16 protein-coding genes are annotated in these 16,759 nt (G+C 37.0%); all 16 read right to left on the reverse strand.

Annotated elements, in window-relative coordinates:
- Positions 1–81: 81 nt before the first annotated feature.
- A complete protein-coding gene (locus DM800_RS08265; RefSeq protein ID WP_087985156.1) occupies positions 82–804 on the reverse strand; it encodes an amino acid ABC transporter ATP-binding protein in 723 nt (240 codons plus the stop codon).
- Positions 797–1,456: an amino acid ABC transporter permease gene (locus DM800_RS08270; RefSeq protein WP_001046922.1), complete on the reverse strand. Its 660-nt coding sequence runs from the start codon at positions 1,454–1,456 to the stop codon at positions 797–799. The genes DM800_RS08265 and DM800_RS08270 overlap by 8 nt, the downstream gene beginning before the upstream one ends.
- Before the next feature lie 36 nt (positions 1,457–1,492).
- Entirely contained in the window at positions 1,493–2,272 is a 780-nt protein-coding gene (locus DM800_RS08275) for a transporter substrate-binding domain-containing protein (RefSeq protein ID WP_000735475.1), read from the reverse strand.
- Between the two features lie 252 nt (positions 2,273–2,524).
- Complete coding sequence (locus DM800_RS08280) at positions 2,525–2,938, reverse strand: BrxA/BrxB family bacilliredoxin (RefSeq protein WP_170968331.1); 414 nt, start codon at positions 2,936–2,938, stop codon at positions 2,525–2,527.
- Positions 2,939–3,081: 143 nt separating this feature from the next.
- Entirely contained in the window at positions 3,082–3,489 is a 408-nt protein-coding gene (locus DM800_RS08285) for a YjdF family protein (RefSeq protein WP_073516449.1), read from the reverse strand.
- 121 nt (positions 3,490–3,610) lie between these two features.
- Entirely contained in the window at positions 3,611–4,075 is a 465-nt protein-coding gene (locus tag DM800_RS08290) for an NUDIX hydrolase (protein WP_088608133.1), read from the reverse strand.
- A gap of 70 nt (positions 4,076–4,145) precedes the next feature.
- Complete coding sequence (locus DM800_RS08295; RefSeq protein WP_048546371.1) at positions 4,146–4,850, reverse strand: DUF421 domain-containing protein; 705 nt, start codon at positions 4,848–4,850, stop codon at positions 4,146–4,148.
- 107 nt (positions 4,851–4,957) lie between these two features.
- Positions 4,958–6,136, reverse strand: coding sequence for an FtsW/RodA/SpoVE family cell cycle protein (locus DM800_RS08300; protein ID WP_088123370.1), 1,179 nt, complete (start codon positions 6,134–6,136; stop codon positions 4,958–4,960).
- 340 nt (positions 6,137–6,476) lie between these two features.
- Positions 6,477–7,793, reverse strand: a complete 1,317-nt coding sequence (locus tag DM800_RS08310; RefSeq protein ID WP_147786710.1) for a dihydrolipoamide acetyltransferase family protein — start codon at positions 7,791–7,793, stop codon at positions 6,477–6,479.
- A gap of 15 nt (positions 7,794–7,808) precedes the next feature.
- Positions 7,809–8,792 carry a 3-methyl-2-oxobutanoate dehydrogenase subunit beta gene (gene bfmBAB / locus DM800_RS08315; protein WP_000290073.1) on the reverse strand — a complete coding sequence of 328 codons (984 nt, stop codon included), beginning with the start codon at positions 8,790–8,792 and terminating at the stop codon, positions 7,809–7,811.
- 13 nt (positions 8,793–8,805) lie between these two features.
- Positions 8,806–9,807: a 3-methyl-2-oxobutanoate dehydrogenase subunit alpha gene (bfmBAA, locus tag DM800_RS08320; protein ID WP_000852549.1), complete on the reverse strand. Its 1,002-nt coding sequence runs from the start codon at positions 9,805–9,807 to the stop codon at positions 8,806–8,808.
- Positions 9,808–9,834: 27 nt separating this feature from the next.
- On the reverse strand, positions 9,835–11,256 hold the full coding sequence (gene lpdA / locus DM800_RS08325; RefSeq protein ID WP_000090438.1) for a dihydrolipoyl dehydrogenase: 1,422 nt from the start codon (positions 11,254–11,256) through the stop codon (positions 9,835–9,837).
- A gap of 4 nt (positions 11,257–11,260) precedes the next feature.
- The gene (gene buk / locus DM800_RS08330; RefSeq protein ID WP_000056197.1) at positions 11,261–12,364 is read right to left on the reverse strand and encodes a butyrate kinase; all 1,104 of its coding nucleotides are present in this window, start codon (positions 12,362–12,364) and stop codon (positions 11,261–11,263) included.
- Between the two features lie 87 nt (positions 12,365–12,451).
- Positions 12,452–13,552 carry a leucine dehydrogenase gene (locus DM800_RS08335; protein ID WP_147786711.1) on the reverse strand — a complete coding sequence of 367 codons (1,101 nt, stop codon included), beginning with the start codon at positions 13,550–13,552 and terminating at the stop codon, positions 12,452–12,454.
- A 34-nt stretch (positions 13,553–13,586) separates the two neighbouring features.
- The gene (yqiS, locus tag DM800_RS08340) at positions 13,587–14,486 is read right to left on the reverse strand and encodes a phosphate butyryltransferase (RefSeq protein WP_088048131.1); all 900 of its coding nucleotides are present in this window, start codon (positions 14,484–14,486) and stop codon (positions 13,587–13,589) included.
- Between the two features lie 195 nt (positions 14,487–14,681).
- Positions 14,682–16,754 carry a sigma-54 interaction domain-containing protein gene (locus tag DM800_RS08350; RefSeq protein WP_048546377.1) on the reverse strand — a complete coding sequence of 691 codons (2,073 nt, stop codon included), beginning with the start codon at positions 16,752–16,754 and terminating at the stop codon, positions 14,682–14,684.
- Positions 16,755–16,759 lie beyond the last annotated feature (5 nt).

A 16,759-nucleotide genomic window follows, 5' to 3' on the forward strand; every position in this document is an offset into this window, starting at 1 on the left:
TAAACGTATTTACAGTTAGTATAAAAAAAGGATGACACAATGTCATCCTTTTCTACTTATTATTCACGCAACCTTTACATATTACAATATTTTTTGTAAAAATTGTTGCGCACGTTCACTTTTCGGTGCTACAAAAAATTCTGTTGGCGCGCTATCTTCTACAAGCTTTCCACCATCTAAAAAGAGAACACGATCTGCTACTTCTTTTGCAAATCCCATTTCATGTGTAACAATCACCATTGTCATTCCTGTCGTAACTAATGATTTCATAACTTCTAACACTTCTTTTACCATCTCTGGATCTAGTGCTGATGTTGGTTCATCAAATAACATCACTTCTGGTTCCATCGCTAACGCTCTCGCAATTGCTACACGTTGCTTTTGTCCTCCCGAAAGACGATTCGGATACGTATCTTTTTTATCTAATAAACCGACCTTTTCTAAAAGTTTCTCGGCTTTCTTGTCAGCTTCTTGTTTCGTTACTCCTTTTACATTGATAGGAGCATACGTAATATTTTCTAATACCGTCATATGAGGAAATAGGTGAAAATGCTGAAATACCATTCCGACATTTTCACGAACGTGCATAATATTCGTTTTCGGATTCGTTACTTCTTCCGTTCCAATCCAAATGTGACCATTTGTCGGTGCTTCTAGCACATTCATACAACGTAAAAATGTTGATTTCCCTGATCCAGACGGTCCAATAATTGCTACTACTTCCCCTTTTTCAATCGTTGTTGTAATCCCTTTTAATACTTCGTTTTTTCCAAATGATTTATGAAGGTTTTCAATTTTAATCACTTTTCTTCATTCTCCCTTCAATTGCCTTCCCGACTAATGTAAGAATAATGACTAGCATATAATAAATGAGTCCAACAAAAAGTAATGGTTCAAGATATTTAAACGTTTCACCGCCTACAATGTAAGCACGGCGCATTAAATCGGTCGCTCCTATTACTGTTACTACAGCCGATTCTTTCGTAAGTGTCGCAAACTCGTTCACAAGCGCTGGTAATATATTTTTTAATGCTTGAGGGAAAATGATATTTCGCATCATTTTCCCGTAAGGAATTCCTAAAGCCATCGCTGCTTCTGTTTGTCCTTTATCAACCGCTTGAATGCCGGCACGAATTACCTCTGACATATATGCACCTGAATTTAAGCTAAATGCTAATACAGCTGCTACGAATGCTGGTATTTCATAACCAATTATTTGCGGGACACCGAAATAAATAATCATTAATTGCAATACAAGTGGTGTACCACGGAAAATTGATGTATAAAAATCTGCCGCTATATTTAATGCTCGTATTCTAGCAATTTTGCAAAGCGCTAATAACGTTCCTAAAATAAACCCAACTAACGCTGATACTGCTACAATTTTTAAAGTAACTTCTAGGCCTTTTAGTATATATGGTATCGAAGGCGTAATCGCCGAAAAATCTAAGTTCATTCTTTTCATTCCCCTCACAGAAAAGTGAAAGGCAGCTTATTTTTCGCTGCCAAACCATTTCTTCACTAATTTATCCATTTCTCCATTTTCTTGCATTTTTTTAATTACTTTATTAAATTCTGCTGTTTTATCACTGTTTTTCGGAAGGGCAATTGCTGCTCCTACTTCTTCTGGTGCTTCTTTAATTTCAATTCCTTGTAATTCTTTCATTTTTTCTAAATAATTTTTAGCAACTGTGTCTTCTATAATTGCAGCGTCAAAACGACCAGCTTTAATTTCTTGTACGATTTCTGGTATACGGTCACGTCCCTCAACTTTGAAATCTACTTGTTTTTTAAATTCTGCTGCTTTCTCTTCTTGGATAGATCCTGTTTGTACCCCTACTTTTTTCCCTTTTAAATCCTCTACAGATTGAATATTAGAATCCTTTTTAGAAACGACCATGTTTTTCGCAACAAAATATATATCTGTGAAGTCAACATTATTTTTACGCTCTGCCGTTGGCGTCATACCTGCCATGACAAAATCAACTTTTCCTGAGCTAAGGGATGCTAATAAACCACCAAAATCCATATCTTTCACTTTCACTTCATAACCAAGTTCTTTTCCGATATATTTAGCAACATCAACATCAAAGCCGATAATTTCATCACTTTTTGAAGCTTCTACGTATTCATATGGTTTATAATCTGCTGAAGTCCCCATAACCAGTACTTTCTTATTTTTTCCAGTAGCCTTTTCTTCCCCATTACTACAAGCACTGAACATACTTACAATTAAAATAAGTGCAAACGATATTGATAATAACTTCTTCATCTTTCTTCCCCCTAATAATGTATATTTAAAAGTTTAATAGAATATTTATTCGATGTTTGTATTGTATCAGCACTTTAATTTTTATGCAATATATAAAATAAAAATAAATAAAATATCAATACAAACAACGTTTGTTATGTATAAAATATTGCATAAAACAACATAACTATGCATATCCCATAAATTTTAATACTAAATAAAAAAAGGCGGTACATCCACTTCATTGTGGACATACCGCCTTTTCGCTTATATTTATAGTTCTTCACAATTCTCTTCGAAATAAGATTGTAGTTTTGCAATAACTTGCATTGGTTCATGACCTTCAATTTCATGACGTTCTACCATCGTTACAATTTTTCCATCTTTTAATAAAGCGAATGATGGAGAAGAAGGTGGATATCCTTCGAAATATTCACGAGCTTTTGCTGTCGCTTCTTTATCTTGACCTGCAAACACCGTTACAAGATGGTTAGGACGTTTATCATAATGTACGGAATGCGCAGCAGCAGGACGAGCAATACCACCTGCACAACCACATACAGAGTTTATCATTACAAGTGTTGTTCCATTTCTTTTAAACGCTTCTTCTACTGCTTCCGGCGTCGTCAATTCTGTATATCCAGCAGAGACAATCTCTTCACGCGCTTGGCGGACAACATCATTCATAAAAAAGTTAAAATTAATCAATCTTTTCCCTCCTCTAAAACTATCTATTTGTATCTTACCAGTTAATGTTTATGAAATACAAGTAAGTTTACTTGTATTTAGGCATAGAAAAGGTGTTAGAGCCCTTGCTCTAACACCTTTTTTTAATGGCCACGATGCTTTTGCTTTGCTTTTTGTACTTTAATTAAACGTCTTCTTTGTTTTTCAGCTTCTCGCTTCTCTTTAGACTGCACTTTCTTTTCTTGTTTATACAATTCATAAGATAAACTAATCGCTTCTTGTGCCTTAGTAAAACGCTTTACATTTACTTCTTTTGCCGCTTGTCGTATGATACGTTTTATATTTTTTGGACGCTGTTTTTCTTCCACTTCCACACCGCATTTTGCAACATGCTGGAAATATGCTAACATTGGACCATTCACAAATATAAGTACTTCTTCATCTGAAGGTTCCATTCCAAAAATATACCTTGCTCCATACAATTTTCCTTTTTCTTTATGCGTAATAATTCCTACGAAAAATTGACCATCGTGATATACTGTCAAATCCATTGACAGCCCCTCCTTTAAAAAAATTAGAAATACTGGACATCCCGGAGGGGAAGGTTACTGACATGAAATCATGTGTCTGGACTACCGACCAGAACTGTGTTTTTGTATCTCTTTCATTATATTATATCTTTTTTTCCATAATTTTCATATATTCAGTAATCATTTTTTTATGCGATCCTACAATATAGTCAGGTAGTTCTGTTAGTGGGAAGAATGTAAGCTGAACCGCTTCTTCTTTATTCATAACAAACTCCCCTTCATATTCATCCGTATAATAGGCTGTCGTTACGGATTGAAATTCATCACCATTTGCTAGTTTTGTAAAATAATTCGCTCCCGAAAATACATTAATTAATCGCAAGTTCTTCACTTCTATTCCTGTCTCTTCATATACTTCACGGCAAGCTGTTTCTTCTGGTGATTCGCCAAGCTCCATTAATCCGCCAGGCAATCCCCATTTTCCGTAAGGCTCTGTTCTTTGCTGTAATAAAACATCCCCATTTTCATTTATAACGAGTACAACAGCACCAACTAAAATTAAAGGGCGATGACCAACTATTTTTCGTAATTCTTCTACATATCCCATCGTATCGCCTCCTTTTTCGTTGTCCACACTATTGTATCATATGTATGAAACGACAAAATGCGTATATTTTTCATTTTTTTAACAAAATATTTATTTTATGTGCTTCATCTACTGTAGCTAACATAATGGATTCAACTTCTGCGTTTTTCTCTAGAAATTCTCTCGCCCATTCTTCTGTTTTCCCTAATAAAGCAAGAACATCTTTCTGAATGCTCCCATCCTTTACTAATACAAATGAAACTGGAGATTTTTTTCCCGCCACTTTCAGATCAAGCCGCGAAACTGCTTCATATTCTGGATACTGAAATATAGAAACGACACCGTTCGCTTCCCATAATGCTAATTTAATCTTTTGAATATCACTCACATTTCGCATACGAAGTTCCGAAAATAAATATTCCACCGTAATTCTCGCTTTTTTCAAATTGCTAAAATCAATGGAACCATTGTGTATAAGAATAATAGGTGCTGGCTCTAAAAAGCGTCTCCATCTATCCCATTTCAACATTAAGACTGAGCTTATAATGTGAAGTACAACGAGTATGAACGTTGTAATCATTGATCCGAGTAATCCTACTTTTTCATCAGATAATGCGTTAGAAATATTTCCACCAAGCAATAATACTAATACGACATCTAAAAAACGAAGTTGCGCGATGGATCTTTGCCCCATCGCTTTCGCAACTAATATTAAAAATATGTATGCTATAATAGCCCGAATAACCCATTCACTATTGGAAAGATGCCGTGCCCCTTCAAAAATATGCATATGCATCACTTTGCACTCCTTACCCGTCTCAAACTGCTACTTTGTTTTAGTTTGCAACGTTTAAGAGCATATATGTAAAAAAGCTGATTCGTTTTTAAACGAATCAGCTTTTCTTACTTGACGGAAAACATATACTTTTTATACGTTTTTCGTACGGATAATATGAGACCCATCATAATCATATTCGAGAACAAGGAACTTCCTCCATATGATAAGAACGGTAATGCAATCCCTTTTACAGGCATTAATCCAACGATCATACCGATGTTTTGGAATATTTGAACCGTTAATATTCCGATTGATCCAGCACATAATAATGTACCGAATAAATTATCAGCAGAATAACCGATAATAATTGTTCGATATAGTAGTAATAGGAACAAGAATACAACTAACGCTGCTACGATAAATCCACCTTCTTCGGCAATTGTAGCAAAAATAAAGTCAGTATGCTTCTCAGGGATATAGACGTTCCCTTCGCCAAATCCTTTCCCTTCCATACCGCCACTACCTACAGCTAAGATCGATTGCTGTGTTTGATAACCTTGATCTGTATGTTCAAATGGATCTAACCAACCTAAAATACGTGATTGTTGGTGAGGTTTTAGTAAAGTAACTAAATTATTAAAGAAGAAATCCTCATACCTTACGTAAATAAATATTAACGCCGATACTATGGTCACCGGAATAATTGTACATAACGCTATCAATTTCTTCTGAATACCTGACATAAATAAAATACATGCAATTGCAGCAGCATATAAGAACACCATACCTGTATCCGGTTGGCTATATACAACAGCCGTAGGAGGAATAGCTACTAACATTACCTTTCCTATTAATATTAGGTCTGTTTTAAATGTTCGAACCATATACTGTGCATTATGTTTTACTGCTAAATTTGCTACTAACATAACCAGTGCAATTTTGAAAAACTCCGACGGTTGAATAGATCCAATTACCGGAAACCTAAACCATCTTTTCGCCCCAAGTATTTCAGGTGTAAAGTTTGAAACTGGTAATATCTTCAACAAAATAATCGAAGCAAATGTAGCAATATACAATGGCCAAGATAGTTTTTGTAGCTGATCTGAATCAACACTTGCAACAAGAAGTAACATTACAATCCCAATTATGTAGTTAACACCTTGTTTCAGAGCAAAATTCTCAGCCCCATATTGTCCAGTTTGCTGACTGCTATATATAGCAGCTATACTCGTAACACATAATGCTAACAAAATTAATATTAATTTTACATCTAAACTTTTTAGAAACTCGGTACTTCTTTTCATGACATCCTCCTGAAACATTGTTACAGCAAAATAAAAAACCAGGAGTCAACATTCTTCATGTTTTGACGACTGATTACACATTATCTATAAAACACTTATATAGAATAACTCTCTTTTTCATACAATACAATATATTATACTACAGTTTCGTCAGTAAGATTTGCCAAAAAAATTATTCTTTTCTTATTTTATATCCATATACCATATATCAGCAATGTATTTTCATAAATTCCTAATACATAATCGTTCATTGTAAGATTACTGGGGAAGATATTATACATATAGTAGGATGTAGATGAAGAAATAAGATGATAAAAAGCTCGCATAAGCGAGCTTTTTATTAATATACAGATGTATTATTTTCTGACGTATTTTCTAAAATTTCTTTTACACGTCCTAAGAACTTACCACAAATTAAGCCATCTAGTACACGGTGATCAAGTGATAAACATAAGTTAACCATGTCGCGAGCACCGAACATACCATTATCCATAATTACTGGGCGTTTTACAATTGATTCAACTTGTAAAATAGCCGCTTGTGGATAATTAATAATACCCATAGATTGAACAGAACTAAATGATCCTGTGTTATTAATTGTAAATGTTCCACCTTGCATTTCGTCCGCTTTTAACGATTTCGTACGTACTTTTCCTGCAAGCTCTGTAATTTCACGAGCAATACCTTTAATCGTCTTCTCATCCGCGTGTTTAATTACTGGTACAAATAGTTCGTCCTCTGTTGCAACAGCGATAGAAAGGTTAATATCTTTCTTCTGAACGATCTTATCGCCAGCCCACATTGAATTGATTTGAGGATACTCTTTTAACGCTTGCGCTACTGCTTTTACGAAGAAAGCAAAGAACGTTAAATTAAAGCCTTCGCGCTTTTTGAAATCACCTTTAATTGAATTACGGTATGACACAAGGTTTGTCACATCTACTTCAATCATCATCCAAGCATGTGGCGCTTCGTGTTTACTACGTAACATGTTCGCTGCAATTGCTTTACGCACACCTGTTACTGGAATTTCGATATCGCCAGGCATTGTTGGTACAGAAACTGGTTTTGCAGCTTCTACTTTTTGTGCTACTGGCGCTGCTTTTGGTGCTTCTGGACGCGCTACTACTACTGCTGCTACCGCTTCCTCTTTCTTCGCACCTGCTTGCGGAATATTTCCAGATTCCACTAGCTTTAAAATATCTTTACGAGTGATACGGCCATTTGCTCCCGTACCTTCTACTAAATCTAAATCAACATTATGCTCACCTGCAAGTTTTAAAACAGCTGGTGAAAAACGTGGTTTTCCATCAGTTGGTTGTTTTGCCTTCGGTGCTTTTTCAGACGTAGCTACTTCTGACTTTGGTTCTTCTTTTGTTTTTTCCTCAACAGCTGTCGCTGCTACTTCATCTGCGCCTTCTACTTGAATAACACAAACTACTTCACCTACAGCTAACGTCTCACCTTCACCAGCAATTAATTCTTTCACAATACCAGTGAAAGAAGATGGTACTTCAGCATTTACTTTATCAGTCATTACTTCTGCAAGTGGATCATACTTGTTTACATGATCGCCAACATTAACGAGCCATTTACTAATTGTACCCTCTGTAACGCTCTCCCCGAGCTGAGGCATTGTGATATTTTCTACAGCCATGTATAGTCCCCCCGATTAAAATTCCGCAAGTTCACGCATTGCTTTTTCAACTTTATCTGGATTTACCATAAAGAATTTTTCCATTGTTGGTGCATATGGCATTGCTGGAACGTCTGGACCTGCAAGACGTGCGATTGGCGCATCTAAATCAAACAGACAGTTTTCAGCAATAATTGCTGCCACTTCACTTATAATACTTCCTTCTTTATTGTCCTCTGTTACAAGAAGAACTTTACCTGTTTTAGAAGCTGCTTCAATGATTGCTTCTTTATCTAATGGATATACAGTACGTAAATCAAGAACATGTGCAGAGATGCCATCTTGCGCTAACTTTTCAGCTGCTTGAAGAGCAAAGTGAACACATAATCCGTACGTGATAACAGTAATATCATCACCTTCGCGTTTTACATCTGCTTTTCCGATTGGTAATACGTAATCATCCTCTGGCACTTCACCTTTAATTAAGCGATATGCACGCTTATGCTCAAAGAATAATACTGGATCTTCATCACGAATTGCTGCTTTTAATAAACCTTTTGCATCATACGGTGTAGAAGGAATGACAATTTTTAAACCTGGTTGGTTCGCAAACATCGCTTCCACAGATTGTGAATGATACAATGCACCGTGAACACCGCCGCCAAATGGCGCACGAATTGTAACTGGACAAGTCCAATCGTTATTAGAACGATAACGAATTTTTGCTGCCTCAGAAACAATTTGGTTTACTGCTGGCATGATGAAATCAGCAAACTGCATTTCAGCGATTGGACGCATACCATACATTGCCGCACCAATTGCTACCCCAGCAATTGCAGATTCTGCAAGCGGTGCATCAAGCGCACGATCTTCACCAAATTGATCATATAATCCGTGTGTCGCTTTAAATACGCCACCTTTTTTACCAACATCTTCACCTAAAACAAATACTTTCTCATCGCGTTCCATTTCTTCGCGCATTGCTAATGTAATAGCATCAATATAAGACATTACAGCCATGAAACGTTCCCCCCTATTCTGCGTATACGTGCTTCAATGCATCTTCAGGTGCTGCATACGGAGCATTTTCTGCATATTCTGTTGCTTCATTTACGATATGCATAATTTCGTCTAACATTTGTTTTTCAAATTCCTCAGTTAACACGCCAGCTTCTTTTAAATAAGCTGCAAATGTTATGATTGAATCTTTTTTCTTTGCTTCTTCTACTTCTTCTTTATCACGATAAACACGATCATCGTCGTCACTAGAATGTGCTGTTAAACGATATGATACTGTTTCAATTAAAGTTGGGCCTTCACCACGACGGCCGCGGTCTGCTGCCTCTTTTACAGCTTTATATACTGCAAGTGGATCGTTTCCGTCTATTGTATATCCAGGCATACCGTAACCAATTGCACGGTCTGATACGTTTTTACATGCTAATTGTTTTTCAACTGGAATAGAGATTGCGTATTTATTATTTTCACACATGAAAATAACAGGTAGTTTGTGTACACCAGCAAAGTTTGCCCCTTCATGGAAGTCACCTTGGTTTGAAGAACCTTCTCCAAATGTAACAAACGTTACTAAATCTTTCTTTTCCATTTTTCCAGCTAATGCAATACCAACTGCATGTGGTACTTGCGTTGTTACTGGAGATGATCCTGTCACAATACGATTTTTCTTTTGACCGAAGTGACCAGGCATTTGACGACCACCAGAGTTTGGATCTCCAGCTTTTGCGAAAGCAGACAACATAAGCTCTTTAGCTGTCATACCGAACGCTAGTACAACACCCATATCACGGTAGTATGGTAATGCATAATCTTTCTCTCTATCAAGAGCGAATGCTGCTCCAACTTGTGCAGCCTCTTGTCCTTGACAAGAAATTACGAATGGAATTTTACCCGCACGGTTTAATAACCACATACGTTCGTCGATTTTACGTGCAAGTAACATCGTACGGAACATTTCTAATACTTGCTCATCACTTAAGCCAAGCTCTTCATGGCGCTTTTCTTTTACTTCTGCCATTTTTCATAACCTCCTAAATCCACATTTTTATGCGTGTAACGCTTTTCCATCTACAGCTAATGCTGCTTCACCAATCGCCTCAGATAATGATGGATGCGGATGAATTGTATGTGCTACTTCCCACGGTGTTGCATCAAGTACTCTTGCAAGACCAGCTTCAGAAATCATATCTGTTACATGTGGTCCAATCATATGAACACCAAGAATGTCATTTGTTTCTTCATCAACTACAAGTTTTACGAAACCATCTGATTCGCCGTATACAAGTGCTTTTCCGATTGCACGGAATGAGAACTTACCTACTTTTAACTTATAGCCTTTTTCTTTCGCTTCTTGTTCTGTTAAACCGACAGAAGCAACTTCTGGACTGCTATATACGCATTTTGATACCATAGAGTAATCAATTGGTGTAACTTCTTTACCAGCAATATGTTCTACTGCAACAATTCCTTCATGAGAAGCAACGTGAGCAAGTTGTAAGCCGCCGATTACATCTCCGATTGCGTAAATATGAGATTCTTTCGTTTGATAAAACTCATTTGTTTGAATGTATCCTTTTTCCACAACGATATCCGTATTCTCTAAACCAATATTTTGCGTATTGGCTTGTCTTCCTACAGATACAAGCATTTTTTCTGCTTTAAATTCTTTATTCTCACCGTTATGTTCAGCTTGAATTGTCACTCCGTTATCTTTTACCAATGTTTCTGGTAATACTTTTGCACCAGTTACCACTTTAATACCTTTTTTCTTGAATAGACGTTGCATTTCTTTTGAAACGTCCTGATCTTCTAGTGGTAATATCGTTTTCGCATACTCTAATACTGTAACTTCTACACCGAAGTCAGCAAGCATAGATGCCCACTCAATACCGATTACACCGCCACCAACGATAATAATTGAGCTAGGAAGCGTTTCCATTTTTAGGGCATGATCGGAAGACATTACATACTCTCCGTCTAATTCTAAACCTGGTAATGAATTCGGACGAGAACCTGTTGCAACAAGTACATTTTTTGGAATTAACATTTCATTCTCTTCTCCACTTGCAAGTTCAACTGAAATTGTCCCTGGCATTGGAGAGAAAATAGATGGGCCAAGAATACGGCCGATACCTTCAAACACATCAATTTTACCTTGTTTCATTAAGTGTTGAACACCTTTATGAAGTTGCGTTACAATCTTCTCTTTACGCTCTTGCACTTTCGCAAAGTTTAGTTCTACATTACTTGCAATAACTCCGAACTCTTCGCTTTTTTTAGCAGTTGCGTATACTTCCGCACTACGTAAAAGAGCTTTACTAGGAATACATCCTTTGTGCAAACAAGTACCACCAAGATTTTCTTTTTCAACAAGTGCAGTTTTTAAACCTAGTTGTGATGCTCGAATAGCAGCAACATATCCACCAGTACCGCCGCCAACGATGACTAAATCATATTCTCTTGCCATTATCTCAACCCCTAGCTACTGTTTGTTTTTCTCGTACAACATACTCTTTCGGCGCTTCTTCTTCACGTAATACACGAAGTGCTCCTTCTGCTAATGCTTGTAATTCATCTTCCCCTGGATGTACGATAACATCTGCAATCCAGTCAACACGTTCTTTTATTTCATCAACAAGAATTTTACTGTACGCAAGTCCACCAGTTAAAACGATTGCATCAATTTTCCCGTGAAGTACAGCGCTAGCTCCGCCAATCTCTTTTGCAACTTGATATGCCATTGCTTTATAAATAAGAGTTGCTTCCGGATCACCTTTTTCAACCATTTGTTCTACTTTGATCGCATCATTTGTACCGATTAGGCTTACAAGTCCACCTTGTCCAACAAGTTTTTTAACCATTTCGTCACGGTAATACTCACCAGAGAAACACATCTCCACTAATTGCCCTACCGGTACTGTACCCGCACGCTCTGGACTAAATGGGCCTTCTCCGTTTAAGCCGTTATTCACATCAATAACTTTTCCTTTTTTATGAGCACCAACTGTAATACCGCCACCCATATGTGTAACTAATAAATTTAAATCCTCGTATTTGTGATTTAATTCTTCAGCCACTTTACGAGCAACTGCTTTTTGGTTTAATGCATGGAAAATACTTTTACGTTCCATACCAGCAATACCGCTTATACGAGCAACCGGCTCCATTTCATCTACAACGACAGGATCTACTATGAATGCCGGAATATTTAATCCAGAAGCGATTTCATATGCTAAAATGCCTCCAAGGTTTGAAGCATGATGACCGCTAAACCCATTTTTCAAATCTTCTAACATCGAATCGTTTACTGTGTATGTTCCGCCTTCGATTGGACGAAGTAATCCCCCACGCCCACAAACTGCGTTTAACTTTGAAATGTTAATACCGTGAGAATGTAGAACTTCTAAAATCGTTTCTTTGCGAAACTCATATTGATCGATAATTCTCTTATATTTTCCAATTTGTTCTTCGTCATGACGAATAGTTTCTTCTAAAACGGGCCTTTCATTATCAAAAACACCAATTTTTGTGGATGTACTACCCGGATTAATAACAAGAATTCGATTTAAAGACACTGTTGCTACCTCCACTAATAAATTCAAAAGGAGGTGGAAACCTCATAAGAGGTAACCACACCTTTTGTAAAAGTAATATATGAATGATTAGCGACGGCTAATAATGTCGTGACCGTTGCGTAAGTATGTGCTACGAGAGTTTTTCAAGCTTGCAATGCGCTCTTCAGCTAAACGATCTGCTGCTACATAAGTTGCAATGCCATCGCGTTTTGAAATTTCGATTACTTTTGCAATTGTGTCATAAATAGACTCAACACGTTTTAGTGCACGTTCTCTATTGTATCCATATAATTCGTCTGCTACGTTAATTACACCACCAGCATTAATAACATAGTCTGGTGCGTATACAATACCCATTTCATGAATCATGTCGCCGTGACGATTTTCTTTTAATTGGTTATTTGCAGAACCTGCGATTACTTTTGCTTTAAGTTGTGGAATAGTTTCGTCATTAACTGTTGCGCCTAATGCACATGGTGCGTAAATATCACATTCAATACCGTAAATTTCATTTGGCTCAACTGCTGATGCACCGAATTCTTCTACCGCGCGTTGTACAGCTTCTTTATTAATATCTGTAACGATTAATTTTGCTCCTTCAGCATGTAAATGTTTGCATAGGTGATACGCTACGTTACCAACACCTTGAACAGCAATTACTTTTCCTTCTAAATTATCAGTACCGAAAGCCTCTTTCGCAGCTGCTTTCATACCACGATAAACACCGTATGCAGTTACTGGAGATGGGTTACCAGAAGAACCGAATGATGGTGAAATACCTGTTACAAAATCAGTTTCTTCGTGAATAATATCCATATCATCTACTGTTGTACCAACATCTTCAGCTGTAATGTAACGTCCGTTTAGTCCTTGAATGTATCGTCCTAATGCACGGAACATCGCTTCGCTCTTATCTTTACGTGGATCACCGATAATTACTGTTTTCGCACCACCTAAGTTTAAGCCAGCTGCTGCGTTTTTGTATGTCATCCCTTTTGCAAGACGCAATGCATCTTCAATCGCCGCTTCTTCAGAATCATATGTCCACATTCTTGTTCCACCAAGAGCTGGTCCAAGTGTTGTATCATGAATTGCGATGATTGCTTTTAAACCAGATTCTTTATCTTGACAAAATACTACTTGCTCATAATCATATTTTTCTAAGTATTCGAAGATTTCTAATGTCATTGTCGTTTCCCCCTAGTGTTTTACCCTGTTTGGTTTATTTTGAAGCAGTCGTAACTGCCAATGCTAATGAATATACTTTTGTTTCTGCTGAATCAGCACGAGATGTTAAAACAATCGGTGCTTTTGCGCCAGCAATCATAGCTCCTACTTTTGCATCCGCAAAGTATACGAGTGATTTGTATAGCACATTTCCAGCTTCAATCGTTGGGACGAGTAAAATGTCTGCTTTACCTGCTACATCACTTACTATGCCTTTATGTTCTGCTGCAATTTGTGATACTGCATTATCTAAAGCAAGTGGTCCATCAACGACACAATTTTTAATTTGTCCGCGGCGATTCATTTGAGTTAACATCGCGGCATCAATTGTCGCTTGCATCGCAGGATTCACAACCTCTACTGCTGCAATTGGTGCTACCTTTGGCAAATCTATTCCTATTGCCTGGGCAACTTCTACAGTATTCTGTATAATAGCAGCTTTTTGTGTTACATCAGGTGCAATGTTCATCGCTGCATCTGTAACAAAGATAAGACGATCGTAATTTGGAACTTCAAATGCTGCAACGTGTGAAAGTACGCTACCTTTACGAAGTCCCCACTCTTTATTTAATACAGCTTTCAAAATATTTGCTGTTGGGATGTTTCCCTTCATAAGCACATCTGCTTCGCCATTTCTTACAGCTTTAACAGAAAGTTCTGCAGCCTCAGCACTTGACGCTGCTGCAATCACTTCAATGTGTTCTGAAGTTTGTAAACCATGTTCTTGTAGCATCCCCATTATTTTTTCTTGATTTCCATATAGACGAAATTGAGCTAGCTGTAATTTAATTGCTTTCGCTACAGCTTCAATTACTTCATGATCTTCAGCTACTGCTACAGCCACAGTTTTTTTAGGCTGTCCTGCTGCTTGATCAATTAAGTGTTCTAACTTCATATTTTGTAATCAACCCTTTCCGTCGTCCCTCGTCTATTTATAAAGCAAATACCGTGCCAACTTTCAAAAGTGGTCTTACCAATAATGAAAACGCATTCAAAATGCAGTAAAATCAATACTTTGGAAAATAACAAAACATTCTGTCTTATTTTGTCGCTTTTTGTATACCATGCAATAAATTGCACGGTACGCAATTTATTGCATGCTATTTTTTGCACACTCATACTTTTCTAGTTTGTAATATAAATTTCGAACCGAAATTCCTAATGCTCTTGCAGTTTTTGTTTTATTTCCATCAAACCTCTCTAAACATTCATGAATGATATGCCCTTCAAACTCTGTCACTAATTGTTCAAGTGGCTTTTCTTCTAATTCAGGTAATAAGTTATTTTGTTTTACCTCAGTCTGCTCCTCTGTATGTAAAGGTGGTAAATGATGGACATCAATATATATTTCGTTATAATTCATAAAGATAATAGCTCGTCCTAAAATGTTTTCAAGCTCCCTCACATTTCCTGGCCATTCATATGATTGTAAATATGAAATAGCCGAATCAGTGAGCCCCTCTACATTCCGACCATAATCTTGGTTAATTTTTTGAATCAATCTGTCTGCAATTGCCGGTATATCTCCTTTTCGTTGACGAAGAGACGGAATTTGAATTGGAATTTTATTTAATCGATAATATAAATCCTCTCTAAACTCTCCTTCTAGAATGCCCTTTTCTAAATTCACATGTGTCGCTGCAATTACCCGGACATTTATAGGTATCGCTTTCGTTCCACCAACTTTTACAATTTCTTTTTCTTGCAACACGCGAAGGAGTTTCGCTTGCGTATTTGCAGACAATTCTCCTATTTCATCTAAAAAGATACTACCGTTATTCGCTTCCTCAAAAAAACCTCGTTTTCCGCCTCTTTTTGCTCCTGAAAATGCACCTTCCTCATAACCGAATAATTCACTTTCTAATAAAGTTTCGGAAATAGCAGCACAGTTTACCCGGACGAATTTATTATATTTTCGATTACTTCCATTATGAATTGCATGTGCAAACAATTCTTTACCCGTTCCAGATTCTCCGCGTAGTAATACTGTTGCCGGTGTATTCGCTCCAAGTTTCGCCTGTTCAATAGCGGCCGTTGTTTCATCTGAATTTCCGACAATGTCATCAAATGAATATTTCGCTTCTAACGTTCGAATAATTTGCCTTGCTCTATTCAATTCATTTGTTAACTTTTGAATTTCTGATACGTCACGAATTACACCAACGCTTCCTTTCAATATCCCATCCACTATAACTGGCGCTACGTTTACAATTACATCACGCTTCTTTTGTCCAATCTTCATATGTATTCCGCGTACCGCCCTACGCGTTCGAAGTACTTTCATATGCATACTTTCACCTTCTACAATATCAGTTGTAGCCGGTTTCCCAATAATGTCCTCTTCTGTTAAACCTGTTAATTTCGTATACGCAGGGTTAATTACTAATCCTCTTCCCTTTTCATCCACGACCGAAATTGCTTCCTCAGACGAGTTGATAATCGCCTCAAGTAACGTTTGAATCTCCTTTAAATCTGTAACTTCTTCCGCAAGATCTACAACCTCTGTTATATCTTTAAAAATCGCAAATGCCCCTTGTACCTCTCCTCCCTCTTTTAATATTGGAATACGGGTTGTAATAATTTTCTTTTCATTCTCTAATGTCAGTTCATAATTTACTTCTATTTGTTTCGTACGTATAATACGAAGCAACTTACTAGTCGGAATAACTTCTAAAATATATTTCCCTACCGCATCTTCTTTTTTATATCCGATAATACGCTCTGCACTTTTATTAAATAGGCGTACTTGTCCCTCTCGATCAATCACAATCATACCGTCATGCGTAGAATTTAAAATTAAATCCCCTTGCTGCGTCTGTTCTTCTAATTTTCCAATTAAACTTTCCTTCTCATGTGCTAATCTCGTAACAATTTTCGCAATATCACCTGGTATAAGAAGAGTATCTTTATGCTTTTTCTTTATTAAATCTTTATGTAAATCATCGTCACCCGTCATATCAAACATTACATCAATATGCATAGAAAGAAACGGCGTTACACTCTCTCCAATTGTAACCCCATATTCCTTAGCCATTTGTAATCCCTTTGCTATCGGATTTATATCAATAATCCCTATAATTTGAAATATATTTGAACTTTGTAACAGATTCAGCAGTGTACTACCACCTTCACCTGCACCAACAATTAAAACTTTTTGTTTCATATATT

The organism is Bacillus sp. AY18-3 (assembly GCF_008042305.1).
GTDB classification, from domain to species: Bacteria; Bacillota; Bacilli; order Bacillales; family Bacillaceae_G; genus Bacillus_A; species Bacillus_A wiedmannii.

Excerpts from the sequence above, each read along its gene's own strand:
- DM800_RS08270 (WP_001046922.1), bottom strand. The coding sequence starts at position 1,456 with ATGAACTTAGATTTTTCGGCGATTACGCCTTCGATACCATATATACTA.
- DM800_RS08275 (WP_000735475.1), bottom strand. The coding sequence starts at position 2,272 with ATGAAGAAGTTATTATCAATATCGTTTGCACTTATTTTAATTGTAAGT.
- DM800_RS08280 (WP_170968331.1), bottom strand. The coding sequence starts at position 2,938 with ATGAATGATGTTGTCCGCCAAGCGCGTGAAGAGATTGTCTCTGCTGGA.
- DM800_RS08285 (WP_073516449.1), bottom strand. The coding sequence starts at position 3,489 with ATGGATTTGACAGTATATCACGATGGTCAATTTTTCGTAGGAATTATT.
- DM800_RS08290 (WP_088608133.1), bottom strand. The coding sequence starts at position 4,075 with ATGGGATATGTAGAAGAATTACGAAAAATAGTTGGTCATCGCCCTTTA.
- DM800_RS08295 (WP_048546371.1), bottom strand. The coding sequence starts at position 4,850 with ATGCATATGCATATTTTTGAAGGGGCACGGCATCTTTCCAATAGTGAA.
- DM800_RS08300 (WP_088123370.1), bottom strand. The coding sequence starts at position 6,136 with ATGAAAAGAAGTACCGAGTTTCTAAAAAGTTTAGATGTAAAATTAATA.
- DM800_RS08310 (WP_147786710.1), bottom strand. The coding sequence starts at position 7,793 with ATGGCTGTAGAAAATATCACAATGCCTCAGCTCGGGGAGAGCGTTACA.
- bfmBAB (WP_000290073.1), bottom strand. The coding sequence starts at position 8,792 with ATGGCTGTAATGTCTTATATTGATGCTATTACATTAGCAATGCGCGAA.
- bfmBAA (WP_000852549.1), bottom strand. The coding sequence starts at position 9,807 with ATGGCAGAAGTAAAAGAAAAGCGCCATGAAGAGCTTGGCTTAAGTGAT.
- lpdA (WP_000090438.1), bottom strand. The coding sequence starts at position 11,256 with ATGGCAAGAGAATATGATTTAGTCATCGTTGGCGGCGGTACTGGTGGA.
- DM800_RS08335 (WP_147786711.1), bottom strand. The coding sequence starts at position 13,552 with ATGACATTAGAAATCTTCGAATACTTAGAAAAATATGATTATGAGCAA.
- yqiS (WP_088048131.1), bottom strand. The coding sequence starts at position 14,486 with ATGAAGTTAGAACACTTAATTGATCAAGCAGCAGGACAGCCTAAAAAA.
- DM800_RS08350 (WP_048546377.1), bottom strand. The coding sequence starts at position 16,754 with ATGAAACAAAAAGTTTTAATTGTTGGTGCAGGTGAAGGTGGTAGTACA.